Origin of the sequence: Acinetobacter sp. Root1280, from assembly GCF_001425285.1 — a bacterium.
GTDB lineage: Bacteria > Pseudomonadota > Gammaproteobacteria > Pseudomonadales > Moraxellaceae > Acinetobacter > Acinetobacter guillouiae.
Map to the genome: position 1 here is coordinate 110,757 of NZ_LMED01000004.1, position 13,391 is coordinate 124,147.

14 protein-coding genes and 3 pseudogenes are annotated in these 13,391 nt (G+C 33.6%); 2 read left to right on the forward strand and 15 right to left on the reverse strand.

What is annotated here, in order from left to right; all coding sequences use genetic code 11:
* Positions 1-7 precede the first annotated feature (7 nt).
* On the reverse strand, positions 8-481 hold the full coding sequence (locus ASC84_RS06020; protein ID WP_056512575.1) for a tetratricopeptide repeat protein: 474 nt from the start codon (positions 479-481) through the stop codon (positions 8-10).
* Between the two features lie 26 nt (positions 482-507).
* Here ASC84_RS06020 and ASC84_RS06025 point away from each other — a divergent pair, with 26 nt between their 5' ends.
* Positions 508-777: a transposase gene (locus ASC84_RS06025; protein ID WP_227515099.1), complete on the forward strand. Its 270-nt coding sequence runs from the start codon at positions 508-510 to the stop codon at positions 775-777.
* A 257-nt stretch (positions 778-1,034) separates the two neighbouring features.
* Here ASC84_RS06025 and ASC84_RS06030 read toward each other — a convergent pair whose 3' ends face one another.
* The 10 genes and pseudogenes from ASC84_RS06030 to ASC84_RS23155 form a co-directional block, all read right to left on the reverse strand.
* Positions 1,035-1,472 (reverse strand): hypothetical protein, encoded by a 438-nt coding sequence (locus ASC84_RS06030; RefSeq protein ID WP_056512578.1) that lies wholly within the window; start codon positions 1,470-1,472, stop codon positions 1,035-1,037.
* Between the two features lie 366 nt (positions 1,473-1,838).
* Entirely contained in the window at positions 1,839-2,279 is a 441-nt protein-coding gene (locus tag ASC84_RS06035) for a hypothetical protein (protein ID WP_056512617.1), read from the reverse strand.
* 688 nt (positions 2,280-2,967) lie between these two features.
* Positions 2,968-3,402 carry a hypothetical protein gene (locus ASC84_RS06045; RefSeq protein ID WP_056512583.1) on the reverse strand — a complete coding sequence of 145 codons (435 nt, stop codon included), beginning with the start codon at positions 3,400-3,402 and terminating at the stop codon, positions 2,968-2,970.
* Positions 3,371-3,643, reverse strand: a complete 273-nt coding sequence (locus ASC84_RS22820) for a hypothetical protein (RefSeq protein ID WP_056512585.1) — start codon at positions 3,641-3,643, stop codon at positions 3,371-3,373. Before ASC84_RS22820 ends, ASC84_RS06045 begins: the two co-directional genes overlap by 32 nt.
* Before the next feature lie 23 nt (positions 3,644-3,666).
* On the reverse strand, positions 3,667-4,017 hold the full coding sequence (locus tag ASC84_RS06055; protein ID WP_081409325.1) for a hypothetical protein: 351 nt from the start codon (positions 4,015-4,017) through the stop codon (positions 3,667-3,669).
* Between the two features lie 59 nt (positions 4,018-4,076).
* On the reverse strand, positions 4,077-4,559 hold the full coding sequence (locus ASC84_RS06060; protein WP_056512591.1) for a hypothetical protein: 483 nt from the start codon (positions 4,557-4,559) through the stop codon (positions 4,077-4,079).
* Between the two features lie 10 nt (positions 4,560-4,569).
* A pseudogene (locus ASC84_RS23550) lies at positions 4,570-5,802 on the reverse strand (RHS repeat-associated core domain-containing protein); the annotation flags it as partial.
* An 8-nt stretch (positions 5,803-5,810) separates the two neighbouring features.
* Positions 5,811-6,245, reverse strand: coding sequence for a hypothetical protein (locus tag ASC84_RS22620; protein ID WP_056512597.1), 435 nt, complete (start codon positions 6,243-6,245; stop codon positions 5,811-5,813).
* Between the two features lie 9 nt (positions 6,246-6,254).
* Complete coding sequence (locus ASC84_RS23150; protein WP_056512599.1) at positions 6,255-6,506, reverse strand: hypothetical protein; 252 nt, start codon at positions 6,504-6,506, stop codon at positions 6,255-6,257.
* Positions 6,507-6,585: 79 nt separating this feature from the next.
* Entirely contained in the window at positions 6,586-6,969 is a 384-nt protein-coding gene (locus ASC84_RS23155; RefSeq protein WP_227515097.1) for a hypothetical protein, read from the reverse strand.
* Between the two features lie 143 nt (positions 6,970-7,112).
* Between ASC84_RS23155 and ASC84_RS06085 the strand changes: the two genes are divergently transcribed.
* Positions 7,113-7,967: a tetratricopeptide repeat protein gene (locus ASC84_RS06085; RefSeq protein ID WP_056512605.1), complete on the forward strand. Its 855-nt coding sequence runs from the start codon at positions 7,113-7,115 to the stop codon at positions 7,965-7,967.
* 220 nt (positions 7,968-8,187) lie between these two features.
* Here ASC84_RS06085 and ASC84_RS23475 read toward each other — a convergent pair whose 3' ends face one another.
* From ASC84_RS23475 to ASC84_RS23035, 4 genes and pseudogenes are all read right to left on the reverse strand, one after another.
* A complete protein-coding gene (locus ASC84_RS23475; RefSeq protein WP_264753247.1) occupies positions 8,188-8,322 on the reverse strand; it encodes a hypothetical protein in 135 nt (44 codons plus the stop codon).
* Between the two features lie 45 nt (positions 8,323-8,367).
* Positions 8,368-9,300, reverse strand: a 933-nt coding sequence (locus ASC84_RS23030; RefSeq protein WP_227515098.1) for an RHS repeat-associated core domain-containing protein, incomplete at its 5' end; no start/stop codon positions are given.
* A 1-nt stretch (position 9,301) separates the two neighbouring features.
* Positions 9,302-10,200, reverse strand: a pseudogene (locus ASC84_RS23160) (RHS domain-containing protein); the annotation flags it as partial.
* Position 10,201: 1 nt separating this feature from the next.
* Positions 10,202-13,391, reverse strand: a pseudogene (locus ASC84_RS23035) (RHS repeat protein); the annotation flags it as partial.

Here is a 13,391-nt window from a genome sequence, read left to right on the forward strand (position 1 = left end):
ATAGTTTTTACTTAACTACACCTAATTCCTTTAATTTATCTTGAGCTTCTGTATTCCCCTGTTTCTCAGCTTTTTTTAACCAAAATATAGCTTCTTTTAAATTCTTATTTTTATCTTTATTTAATAATATTAAAGCTAATTGAAGCTGTGCATTCTCATGATCTTGATTAGCGGCTAATCTATAATAATATTCAGATTTATTTAAGTTTTTCTCTCCACCAATTCCTCTCAAATACATAATACCTAAACCATTTTGGGAAGGGGCATCTCCCTTTTTTGCTGCTTTTTCTAACCATTCTTTAGCTACATTTGCATCTTTGGGGAATCCACTATCACCATTTAAAAAATTCATTGCGACATTGTATTGTGCATCAATATTCCCTGACCTAGCTAATTCTAATTCATAACTTTTTTCATATGAGGCGCTATTAGCACATGCACTACAAATAAATAAAATACTCAAAATAACCAAAATCTTCATAACTAATAAACCTATACTTCATTTGGCTGGAATATTTATTAAAAGGGTTACAACCTGCCCGATATTTACTGATATTGGATAATGCCGCAATTCATAAAGGTGAAGATGTAGATGCAGTCGAAAGGAAATATCAAGTTAGGTTGGCGTATTTACCTGCTTATAGTCCTTATCTAAGTCCGATAGAAAAAGCATGGTCCGTTCTAAAACGAAAAGTCAGACATCTGGTGGGGCAACATAAGAAGACCATGGAGCAAGCCTTAGAGGCTGTATTAAATAATGTAGTAAACTTTATTTAATTAGCTATATTGAAGATCATAGTCAAATTTATCTATCTCCCCCCCATTCAGAAATTGTAGGGACTTGATCATTATTCATTAATATCTACTTAAATCCTTGATAAATTGTTAGTCTAGTAAAATCTATTAACGCTTTCGATGATTTAACTGATTCCCAATCCATCAGATCAACCTCCCAACCAAATAGTGTTAAACTATGATACACTCAAGCATCCTATCAAATATAAAATCAAAAATTTATTCATTTACTTGCCTTGTTATTTTTCGAAATTGGTAATTCTTTTATTAATTAATTTTTTGTTCTCATAGCTCAACTCATTATAACCCTCTGTTTTTATGAAATTTTTTAATTTTTCCAATAAGATTTTCTTATCATTCTCATTAATATACTCATACAATATTGCTTCTGCCTCAGCATCATATATAAAAGCATCTCCTCCCAATATAATTATTGAATAATAGAAATCTACTCTATCACTTTCTTTTTTTTCTTTAATCATATGTATTTCTTTATAGAACATACTAATCCAGATTCTATCTGGAGCCTTTTGAAGTAATAGCACTTTAACGCTTCCCCATTGGGCACTACCGCCAATTGCTTTAATTTCAGACAAAACAAAACCTATGTAGCCTAAAATATAGATAACTAAAAATAGAAAAACACTTAAAAATATATAAAAAATACGATGATTCATTTTATCTCTTCGTTCAAATAAATAAAATTTATATACTTATTTTTATTTCCTAAAAGATAACCAATTAAGCCTATTGTTATCCTTTTTAAAAATTTACCACGAATTTGTCTGAATAATATATTTACTCTCCATCTTAATCTACTTTCTAAGTATTCAACCCTGTTTCAATTACTTTTAGCGTTGTTAAATTTAACCAATCTATATTTATGGGTTGGGCTAGACCCGCTCTAAAATTCCAAAGAGTTATACCAGATCAGTCGTTAATTTCATTTGAAAGTTATCAATTATATAAACTATTAACTACAGCTCCCCCCTAAACAGCTGATTTAAAAAGTGATCCACACTTAAAAAATTAAAATCAATAGATTAATTGCAGGAATCAACACCAGAAATTAGATACATAAACGCAACGCCATTTACAGAAAAATCTCCTGGAGTCAACACTGAGCCTTGATAATCAATTACAGGACCTGAATTTGAAGTTACAATATTAATACGATTATTCCTACCTAAACAATATGTATCAACCCCTTTACCCTGTCCTTTGAGCACCCATCCATCTTGTTTTAATATCTTTATTATTTCATCAAGTTTTTTTGAATCCTTAGAAACTTCTACATTAGAAATCTGTGTTTGCGATTTATTTATTGCATTTTTTATTTTAACATCAGGACCCAATATTTTGATCATTTTATCATCAAAAGCATACTTGTCTGAATTATCTGGTCTCAGACCTGCTGTACACGCGATCAAGTTAACCGTTGAAATAATACAGAACAGTGTTTTTATATTTTCACCTATTTTCAAAATATTACACCTCATATTTGAATTAAATTTCCTTTAAACACCAGAAAAATATTTTTTAAATACTTCTAATAATTTTAAATAAAAACTCCGTAAAAATTACTTACAACCATTTACACCATCATCATTATATACATAATAAATCAACCAATCATTAAAATCACCAAAGACAACTCTACTTCCACTTCTATCAAAATATTCATTCTTTTCTGGATATAAAATTCCTAATTTATTATAAATACCATGACAATATATATATAATCCATTATAAACATCCTTTCTTACCCATCCTTCTTTTATTATCTTTTCTTCAACACCAAAAAATTCAACTTTACTCATATTATCTTTGGATATCAAAATATTAGACATTTCAGCATTAGGCTTCACTATCCCAGGCTCATACTCATATTTATACCCTTTAAAAACCAATTTTGAAAACTCTTGAATATCGACCTTATTTTTGTGTGAATTATTATTTACACAAGACACTAAGAAAAAGGATAATCCTAGTATAGAAAAGAATATTTTATACATTTTANTCTTGAATATCGACCTTATTTTTGTGTGAATTATTATTTACACAAGACACTAAGAAAAAGGATAATCCTAGTATAGAAAAGAATATTTTATACATTTTAAATCCATAAATTTTATACAAAGTTGATTTTAGTTTTCTCAATAAAAAAACCATTCAAAATTTTACATCCTTACAATATGACGTTCCTTCTTTCTTATAAATAACACCTATATTCCATTGATCCAACAAGCTAGATTTAATATATAATTTTTGCCCAAACTTATCATAATAGTCCATTTTTTCTGGATAAATAATTGTCATTTGATTATACCGATCATAACAAAACACATACTGATCCTCAGATGTATAAACCAACTTCCATTTCTTCTCCATTTTACTTTTTATCATTTCAAAATCAGACAAGGATAAATCAGACTTAGGAATAAAAACATTATAGTAGTTGGCAAAACCTCGTTGCATACCTACCTTTAAATCATAATTATAGCCATCAAATAAATAAGAAATTTCTTTCTCAACTTCAATTTCATTGTTTTTAGAACTATCTTTATGTATGCCATTACAAGCTAGAAAAAACAAAATTAAAGTCATTAAATAAACAAATCTCTTGATAGCACATCATCCTTAATAATTTATGTAACAACGTAGCATTAAAAACATTATAGTAGTTGGCAAAACCTCGTTGCATACCTACCTTTAAATCATAATTATAGCCATCAAATAAATAAGAAATTTCTTTCTCAACTTCAATTTCATTGTTTTTAGAACTATCTATATCATTACATGCTTGTAAAAATAGATTAAAAATTATTAAAAAAATAAATTTATGCAATATGTTTTATCTCCTAGATTAACCTAAAATTTTACATCCTTACAATATGAATTTCCTTCTTTTATATACTTTATACTTATCCCCCACTTATCAAGAGAACTAGACTTTATGTATAACTTCTGCCCAAATTTATCATAGTATTCCATTTTTCTTGGATAAATAATTGTCATTTGATTATACTTATTATAACAAAAAACATACTGATCCTCAGATGTATAAACCAACTTCCATTTTTTCTCTATTTTACTTTTTATCATTTCAAAATCAGACAAGGATAAATCAGACTTAGGAATAAAAACATTATAGTAGTTGGCAAAACCTCGTTGCATACCTACCTTGCCATTACAAGCTAGAAAAAACAAAATTAAAGTCATTAAATAAACAAATCTCTTGATAGCACATCATCCTTAATAATTTATGTAACAACGTAGCATTACATATTGCTAATATTTTGTGGCTTATTATAATATCCCATACAATAATCAACACCATAGGCATTAAAATACAACTCTAAAGCCCAATTATTTTTATCATCATATTTAAATATATTACCTCTTGAATCATAATGATTATTTTTACTTGGAAATAGAATTGATAAAATCTGATATTCATTTAAACAATATTTAAACAATCCATCATTTTGATCAACCAATTTCCATCCATTTCTATTTAATTTTTTTTGAACTTGTTGGAATTCATAAAAATCCATCTTTTTCTTACTTATATCAATAGCCATATATTGCGTGACATCTTTATCAATAAGGTTAAATGATTTTGGCTCATATTGAATAAAATAAGTATTTATAACCTTATTAAAATCCTCTTTATAAACTTTATCAGTTGGAACATTACTTTTTTTAATTATGCAACCTGAAACAAATAAAATGCACAACATTATTATTGCAACTACTTTCATCATTATACCTCTATTTTTTATTTAATAGCTCTAACTTGTAACCTGTATCATAGCCATAGCCTATAGACATATCCGCTCCTTGTGTTCCAAAACCTACTTGAATACCTTTAATTCCATTAGAATCAAATAATTTCTCTCCATCAGGAATAACTCCCCCCCCCTAACTCCTCTGGCTCCAGCACCATATGTTGTTGCCTTTCCAGTTAAAAATGAATCAATAGCAAGTTTAGGATCACGAATCTTTTTATTTACAACATAACCGCCTACGCACTCTCCACCTTTTGCAAATACATTATTTTTTGCTAATTTACTAAAATCTTTAAGAGACATAGGACCTTTATTTATCGTATTTATTATAGCATTTGGAACAGAAACAGGGCTAGCCGATCCTGTAGCAAAGACTTTACCATTATATAAATTTACTGCAAAACCTCCAGCAAATGGCCCAACACCGCCACTACAGCTAATATATTCAACTAATTGCTCCTCACATATTGTATAATATTCATTCATTTGATCATTAAATATTTTCTCAACTTGTCTTTTGTCCTTCTCTGTTGCTTGTCTTGCTAGTTTATCCTCTAATATCCTATTATTTATATATTTAGTATAAGGAGTAGTACTTTTTCTCTCTCTAAATGGGTCTTTCTTTTGTTGTTTCTCCGCTAACCCCATCGGATCCACCCACTGATTCGGATCACTCACATAAACAGAATTATTTAACCCACCATCTAATCCTATCGGATCTTTACTCACATACCTTGCACTATACGGTTCGTAATAACGATTATAGTGTAAACCTGTTTCCTTATCGTAATATTGCCCTTGAAATCTTAAGTTGGTTTGCTCAAGCAGATTATCACTTGTATTTATTTCTAAAGCAGTGCCCCATGTATCCTGTTTGATTTCCCAAACACTAAAAGGCAACACGTTCTAATTCAGCTTTGTTTTTTCTTGTTTCAGTTTTCCATACAGGATCTTTATAAATCGAATAAGGTACATTTTGGAATTGGCGATAGTCAGGTGTTTCTATCAACTGAATAAAGCCAACATATCCAGTCTGTAATAGCGGTACAAAGCTATTCGGTTCATAGACATAGTGTTTGGTATAGTTTTACTGTTTTGATTGATTTTGGTTTCCTTGATATGACTCCCATATCATCAAATCACCATCCCAACCAAACAATGTCAGACTATTTTTATTCGCATTATTCTTAAATAATCGGCGACAAAACACATCATAATCAGTAATTATTTACAAAGATCATCACCCCATTTATTGTAAGAATACAAAACACCATCGACATTATTTTTTGATAATTTTCCACCTTTAAAATCATAAAGTTCCCCATTCCCAACAATTACCACATTGATACGATTATTCAAACCTAAACAATATGTATTAACGCCTACTCCTTTTCCTTTAAGCATCCATCCATCTTTTTCTAATAAATTTTTTATTTCTAATATTTTCTGACTATTATTAGAACCCTTTAGATCAAAATATGAAACTTGTACTTCTGCTCTTCGTAATGAATCAATAACTTCCAAATTTTCACCTAAAACAGTTTTCATTTTTTCATCAAAAGGATATTTATCTGAAGGTTCATTATAAATTTTATCACTACTGCATCCTATTAAAGTGATCATAGAACATATTAAAAAACTTAAACTGCAAAATTTCATATTTAATCCCTAATTTTTTTCTGTAAGAGAGCGGCCTTGACCTTCAACACCATATCCAACATTAAAATCAGCACCTGGAGTACCACCCCCAATTTCAAAACCTTTCATCGTTTTAGAGGTAAAATAAGCTTTAACTTTTTCACTAACCGATGTAGAACATGTATCAATAGGTAATACTAAACCTGCACGTACTCCCCATATACCACCACTTGCACTTCCTGCTAAACCAGTTAAAAATGCATCTGTATTATTTGTTTGCATCACTATCCTTTACTGGTTTATTAAAAATATAACCTGCCATGCAACACTAGCCGAAAACTTACCTTTTAATTTTGTAAGATCAGAAGCACCTAGTTTTTTTACTTCCATCAAGCACCATCACAGCATTCTTACCTATCGCTTTAGCACCTTTTACATCTGGCCTTGATGATGCACCTACTTGAAATACCTTACCATCATGCAGGTTAGTAATCTCCGCGTAAGCAAAGGGGTCTACCCCTCCCGAACAATAAACATAATCGAACAACCGAGGACCTTGCAACCGACAAATACCACCTGTCTTCATCCAACAGTCATAATTTCGATAACCTTCATATTCTAAATTTGCTGAAGCTTGACGACTTAAACAGATAAATTCCCCACCATAGATTACTTGCAATCCCAAAGCATCTACCCACAAAGTCGGATTAATTACATAACTGTAGCGATTTAGTCCTGCATACAAATCTATAAGGTCTTTACTCTCATACTGTTAATAGTGAAAGATCAATTATTACTTTCTGTTTATGTTACTTTTCTGTTCAGTTTTAGGACAAAAAAAACTCTTTGTAGTAAATTACTCATATAATTTTTATTTGAGATAAGAGTATGTTATCAAGAAGAATTCTTCTAACAATTTGTTTGCTTAGCGCCCTAAATTCAGGTTGTGCAAAATCTGTAGATTCGAATAATAATGAAAATAATATTACCCAACAACAATCTAATTCAGATGATCTTGATGTTAATGATATTAGATCAAAAGCTGAAAAAGGTGATTCTGAATCACAATACAATATGGGTGTAATTTATACTGATGGATATGGAGATATTCAACCGAACATAAATGAAGCTATAAAATGGTATTCATCTTCTGCAAAGCAAGGAAATGTTAATGCTCAATATAATCTGGGCTTTTTATATAGTAGTAATCCTAATATTAAACATGATTACGAAAAAGCAAAATTTTGGTATGAGAAAGCAGCAAATCAAGGTGATATACCTTCGCTTAATGAGTTAGGAAATATTTTTAGTCAAGGATTAGGTGTTCAAAAAGACTTTAATAAAGCTATAGAATACTATTCAATTGCCGCAAATGCAGGAGATCCAAATGCTCAAGCAAATATGGGAACCATGCTTTTAAATGGTAGAGGAATACAGCAAAATAAACTACAAGCTTTCGAATGGTATATAAAAGCAGCTCAACAAGATGAAATAACTGCTCAATATAATTTAGCACTAATGTACTTAACTGGTGATCCAATTAAGCAAAATTATATTGAAGCTCAGAAATGGTTTTTGAAAGCTGCAAATCAAGGTGATAGTGGCGCACAATACCATTTGGGTAAAATATATAAAGATGGCTTGGGTGTTGATAAAAATCTATCAATTTCAAGAACCTGGTTTGAAAAATCAGCTGAAGCTGGCAATTCGTTAGCTGCAGAAGAATTGACCCAATTAAATTGAGGACGTTCAAAATTTTGTGCCAGCTAAAAAGTTTAGATTATAATTTCTATGCTTATGTGTACTAGCTCAGACCTGATCTGACAGTTACCCATTTTTAATGGTGACTGTCAGGTTAAATTTGAGCTTGATTCTTTTTAACTAACTATTGCTAAAACCCTTCTGCATGGTCTTTTGGGTTTAATCATTGCAACGATTATCCCATCTGATGGTTTCTTACAATCTAGTTTTCAAGGACAACTTCTGTTGTAAGCTGTTTAATCAGTAGCGTAAATATGACATTTTCTCCAGCCAATACCTGTCCTGACTGGAGTTGTTTTAAAGCCGTCTCAAAGTCAAAGAAAGTTACCATGTTCATACTTTCTGTAATAACAGTTAATACTCTGACACAGATTTCTAAACACTACCTTGATGGAAAACCATGAGCTCCTAAATCCCATGTATGTCCTACGGGTTGGTGAATAATTGAAGGGCCATTTGGATTTCCTGACATTTGCTTACCTCTTTCAATAGTTACTCCTCTTGCTTTACCTTTTGCATAAGAGTCTTTTAAAACATAAGGAGAAAATCTATCCGTATGTGAACCCGCACAATATTTAGTCTCTCCTGTAGCAGCACATCCTTGAATATATTCTTTATTTAATTCTTTTTGACCGTATATTTCTTCCCGCTCAAATACTCCATAGTCATAACCTATTCCAATTTTCTGTTCTAAAGTTAAAGAACTTTGACCATCTCCATGATAATGTGCTGCTCCACCAATACCCACCCCAAGTGTTAAAGAAGCACCAACAGACTTCCCTGTAGCGTACGTTTCCACTACATCTTTGACATTTTTGCTATCTTTATATTTTTCATAAGTCTCTTGTGCTTGTTTTACGTTTTCATAAGAACCTAAATTTAGAAATGAGCTATCTCTTTGTTGTAACCCCATCGGATCCACCCACTGATTTGGATCACTAACATACTTAGTGCTATGTAAACCACCAAATAACCCAATTGGATCTTTACTCACATACCTTGCACTATACGGTTCGTAATAACGATAACGATTATAGTGTAACCCTGTTTCCTTATCGTAGTATTGCCCTTGAAATCTTAAGTTGGTTTGCTCAAGCAGATTATCACTTGTATTTATTTCTAAAGCAGTGCCCCATGTATCCTGTTTGATTTCCCAAACACACTCGCCTAACTCATTACTTAAAGTTTGTGGTGTACCCACTTGGTCACAGTGGTAAAAGGCAACACGTTCTAATTCAGCTTTGTTTTTTCTTGTTTCAGTTTTCCATACAGGATCTTTATAAATCGAATAAGGTACATTTTGGAATTGGCGATANTATTGCCCTTGAAATCTTAAGTTGGTTTGCTCAAGCAGATTATCACTTGTATTTATTTCTAAAGCAGTGCCCCATGTATCCTGTTTGATTTCCCAAACACACTCGCCTAGCTCATTACTTAAAGTTTGTGGTGTACCGACTTGATCACAGTGATAAAAGGCAACACGTTCTAATTCAGCTTTGTTTTTTCTGGTTTCAGTTTTCCATACAGGATCTTTATAAATCGAATAAGGTACGTTTTGGAATTGGCGATAGTCAGGTGTTTCTATCAACTGAATAAAGCCAACATATCCAGTCTGTAATAGCGGTACAAAGCTATTCGGTTCATAGACATAGTGCTTGGAATTGGCGATAGTCAGGTGTTTCTATCAACTGAATAAAGCCAACATATCCAGTCTGTAATAGCGGTACAAAGCTATTCGGTTCATAGACATAGTGCTTAGTATAATCAGTTTGAGCTTTCGATGATTTCACTGATTCCCACACCATCACATCACCATCCCAACCAAATAAGGTTAGGCTGTGGTCTGTTTGGTTATTCTTAAATAATCGTCTGCCAAAAACATCATAACCATAGTCTGTGATTTGACCATTGTTGTCACTTTGAATCAGACGGTTTAAGTTATCCCAAGTGAGTTTTAAGGTCTGACCTGCTTGGGTGGTTTCAATCACATTGCCCTGTGCATCATATTTATAATGTTTGCCTTGATACTGGCTAATCAAGTTATTTTTCACTTGCGCAGCTTGTGTAGCAATTGGATCAATTAAGTTCCCCGCAGGATCAAAACTAAAGCTTTCAGTTTTATATGGGTTTTGGCTTTTGATTAAACGTCCGATTGGATCATATTGGTAATTTAACTTTCCTAGGCGACTGTCATCGACTTGAGTCAGCAAATAGTNTTTATATGGGTTTTGGCTTTTGATTAAACGTCCGATTGGATCATATTGGTAATTTAACTTTCCTAGGCGACTGTCATCGACTTGAGTCAGCAAATAGTTTTTATCATAGTGATAATGGCGTTCTACTTGAAATTGTACCCTGTCCGTTGTTTCTTGTTCAGGGCGAATGACTTGTGAGCTGAGTAAGCCCACATCATTATAATTCTTGGTTTGCACTAAACCATTGGCCAGCAATCGTATGGTTTCACGATGTAAATCATCGCGTTGAAATGCCGCCATATCTTGTTGGTTAAAGGCAATACCATAAATATGCCCTGATCCATAGCTTAAATTGGCTTGTATTTGTCCATCAGGACGAATGGTTTGAGTCAAATTCCCCAATTCATCGTACTCATAACGTAATACTGCTGTCAGTGGGTTTAGATTCGGTACTTTATAGTGTTGATGCTCACGTACCAATTGTCCAAGTTGATTGCGATAAAAATCAATTTGGCTTTCTGTATTGGTCGCTTTGCTGAGTTGATTATTTAAGTTGTATTCAAATTCTTCAACTTGACGATGTCGAGTCTGCAAATGGGTATAGGTCTTTGACGCGATCGAACCATCCGTATGATAACCGAATTGAGTCAGAATATTTGGTTGGCGGATTTGAAATAAAAATCCATTGTCATGATATGTAAAATGCTTTTCTTCACCATCAAAGGCTTGTTCACGCACCAATTGCCCAAAACGATTATAGTCAAATAGATATTCGGCATGGTTTTGATTGCTTAGTTTTTGAATTCGACCTTGCTTATCCCACTGGTAGCCGATTTGGTGTCTATTGGCATCGACCCGTTGTTCTAATAGTCCGACTTGATTGTATTTATATTGGGTGATTAAGCCTTTACTATCAGTATGCTTAAGTAAACGCCCTTCTTCATCATGTTCAAATTGTTCTTTTAATCCATCAGGATAAATGATTGCTTGTAACTGCCCTCGGTCTTTACCTTGAGTACTGTAGAGATACTGAACCTGTTGCGCATCTGCAGCAGCTTGTGCGGTCAGTGTACCCTCTTCATCATATTCCCAAGCACTACTTTTCCCTGAACAGTCGGTATACGACACCATCTGTCCAAGATCATTATATTGAATTTTCTTTGAGCCGCCTTTGGCATCAATCACTTCAACCAATTGGTTGTCATTATTATATTTATATTGGGTGATATGTCCTAAAGGATTAATGTCTTTGCTGACATTGCCATCAACATCATATTGTTTTTTCCAGATATTGCCTTCTGGGTCTTTGGTTTCAGTCAGATTACCATTTTCATCATAGGCAAAAAGGATGATGCCACCATTTGACTGTACAATTTTCACCAATTGATCTTGATCGTTATAGACTTGCTCTGTTTCTAAGCCTGCAAAATCAATTTGACGCGTAATCCGTTTTTGACTATCTCGAGATATCCACTTTTCACGACCATCGGCTAAACGAGTACGATAGGTAAAACCGTCTAAATCAAAATAATAATAGGTTGGAACTTCATAAGCATCATAGACTGCCACCTGACGCAAACGTGGATGCCATTCTAAACGGGTTTTAAAACTGCCATCATCTGCCCATTCCTCAATCGCCTTGGCTTTGGGTGCGGTAGATTCATATCGAATATTTTGCCCACGTCCAGTACGATCTGTATAACGGGTCAATTGATGGGCATGGTTATATTCATAACTGCGTGTATGACCATTTTGATCAATGGCTTTGATCAGATTGCCTTGTTGATCGTATTCATAACGTGCTAATGCTTCCGCTTGTTCATCGACAAATGCGGCAATGACTTTGGCTTGTTCATTAAAAGCAAACTTGACTAAATGTTTAGCGCGCTTCAATTGGAAATCAATCGCCTGTAAATAGGCAAATTGTTCAAACAGTAAATAGGTCAGAACCACCTTTTCATCAGTCTGATCATTAAATTGTTGAACGAGGTGATAATGTTTTCCAGCATTAAAACTATGAAAATGGAAATTCCAGTCTGAACCAAAATTCAGCAATAAATCCCCATCGTCATGTGGTGCGACACTAAAGCCTTCAAAGGGTACCTGATATGTTTCATACACGATCGAAGCAGGCAATTGGTGTTTGCGTCCATTGCTATCGATAAATAAATACCCATTTTGATTTTGTATGATCACATTGGAAAATGGCATCATCCAGCGTGCGCCGATCATACTGTGGTCAAACTCATTCATTTGAGAGCTATATTGACGACTAAAGGCAAAACCAATTTTAGGCAAGTAAAAATCTGAATGATTAACCCGTTCAGCACCAATCGCATAACTGATACTTTTATCCGTTTTAGAACTTTGATCTTGAACTAAGGTCGCACAAATCGGATCATTTAAAGCATCAGGTTGTAAGGTGACAAACTCTAAAATATCACCATTGATATGCTGCTCATGTTCGCCTGTTTGGTTTAACGGCACACTGGCTGTGGCTTTTTTACCTTGAGTTTGGATGGCTTTTAGGGTTTCTTGAATCAACCAAGCAAGGCTATATTGAGTTCCTGTATTGCTTTGTTGTTGAATCACTGTAGCAAGTTGTGGTGTCGCCTTAAGCACTTCTTCTGTTAATCGTGTTGCGATATTCGGGGTCATCTTTGCGGTCATATCAGCTTGTGCAGGTGTACCCAACAAGTCAATCAATGGCTGTGCCCAGTTGCTAAACTGCTTGCTGGGATCACGTTTTTCAGCTGTGGCTCCCGCTGAAGCAACGCTGGGTAATCCAGCTACAGCACTGCTACTAAAAGCTTGGAGAATTGAAGTCCCTAATGTCGTAGCACTCGACAATAAACCTGATAATTTACCTTGTGTTTCTTGTAGGAATTTTTCTAAATCGCCTGCCATCTGTGCATTTAAGTGTAGCTGCATACGACGTAAATCAGCTTCTTTGATTTTGCCATTGGCTGGGTATAAACATTCGGCCATTAAACCTAGCATTGGACGTAAAGCCATACGCACATGTGCTTCTGTATTCGGTTGTAAAAATAAACCGATTAAGTTCATGCTTAACAATGCCGATTGTTGTACGCCTGCCTCAGCTTGTTTGGGTTCAGTGGCAAATAAAATAAGGTCTAAAACACTGCCGGATAATGCAAAGATATTGGCGACTGTCGCTACATTGGCGCTTGCTTTGATCTGTTCTAGGCTG

Coding starts and splice junctions, on each gene's coding strand:
- ASC84_RS06020 (WP_056512575.1), bottom strand. CDS start 481: ATGAAGATTTTGGTTATTTTGAGTATTTTATTTATTTGTAGTGCATGT.
- ASC84_RS06030 (WP_056512578.1), bottom strand. CDS start 1,472: ATGAATCATCGTATTTTTTATATATTTTTAAGTGTTTTTCTATTTTTA.
- ASC84_RS06045 (WP_056512583.1), bottom strand. CDS start 3,402: ATGACTTTAATTTTGTTTTTTCTAGCTTGTAATGGCATACATAAAGAT.
- ASC84_RS06055 (WP_081409325.1), bottom strand. CDS start 4,017: ATGACTTTAATTTTGTTTTTTCTAGCTTGTAATGGCAAGGTAGGTATG.
- ASC84_RS06060 (WP_056512591.1), bottom strand. CDS start 4,559: ATGAAAGTAGTTGCAATAATAATGTTGTGCATTTTATTTGTTTCAGGT.
- ASC84_RS22620 (WP_056512597.1), bottom strand. CDS start 6,245: ATGAAATTTTGCAGTTTAAGTTTTTTAATATGTTCTATGATCACTTTA.
- ASC84_RS23150 (WP_056512599.1), bottom strand. CDS start 6,506: ATGCAAACAAATAATACAGATGCATTTTTAACTGGTTTAGCAGGAAGT.
- ASC84_RS06085 (WP_056512605.1), top strand. CDS start 7,113: ATGTTATCAAGAAGAATTCTTCTAACAATTTGTTTGCTTAGCGCCCTA.
- ASC84_RS23475 (WP_264753247.1), bottom strand. CDS start 8,322: ATGAACATGGTAACTTTCTTTGACTTTGAGACGGCTTTAAAACAACTC.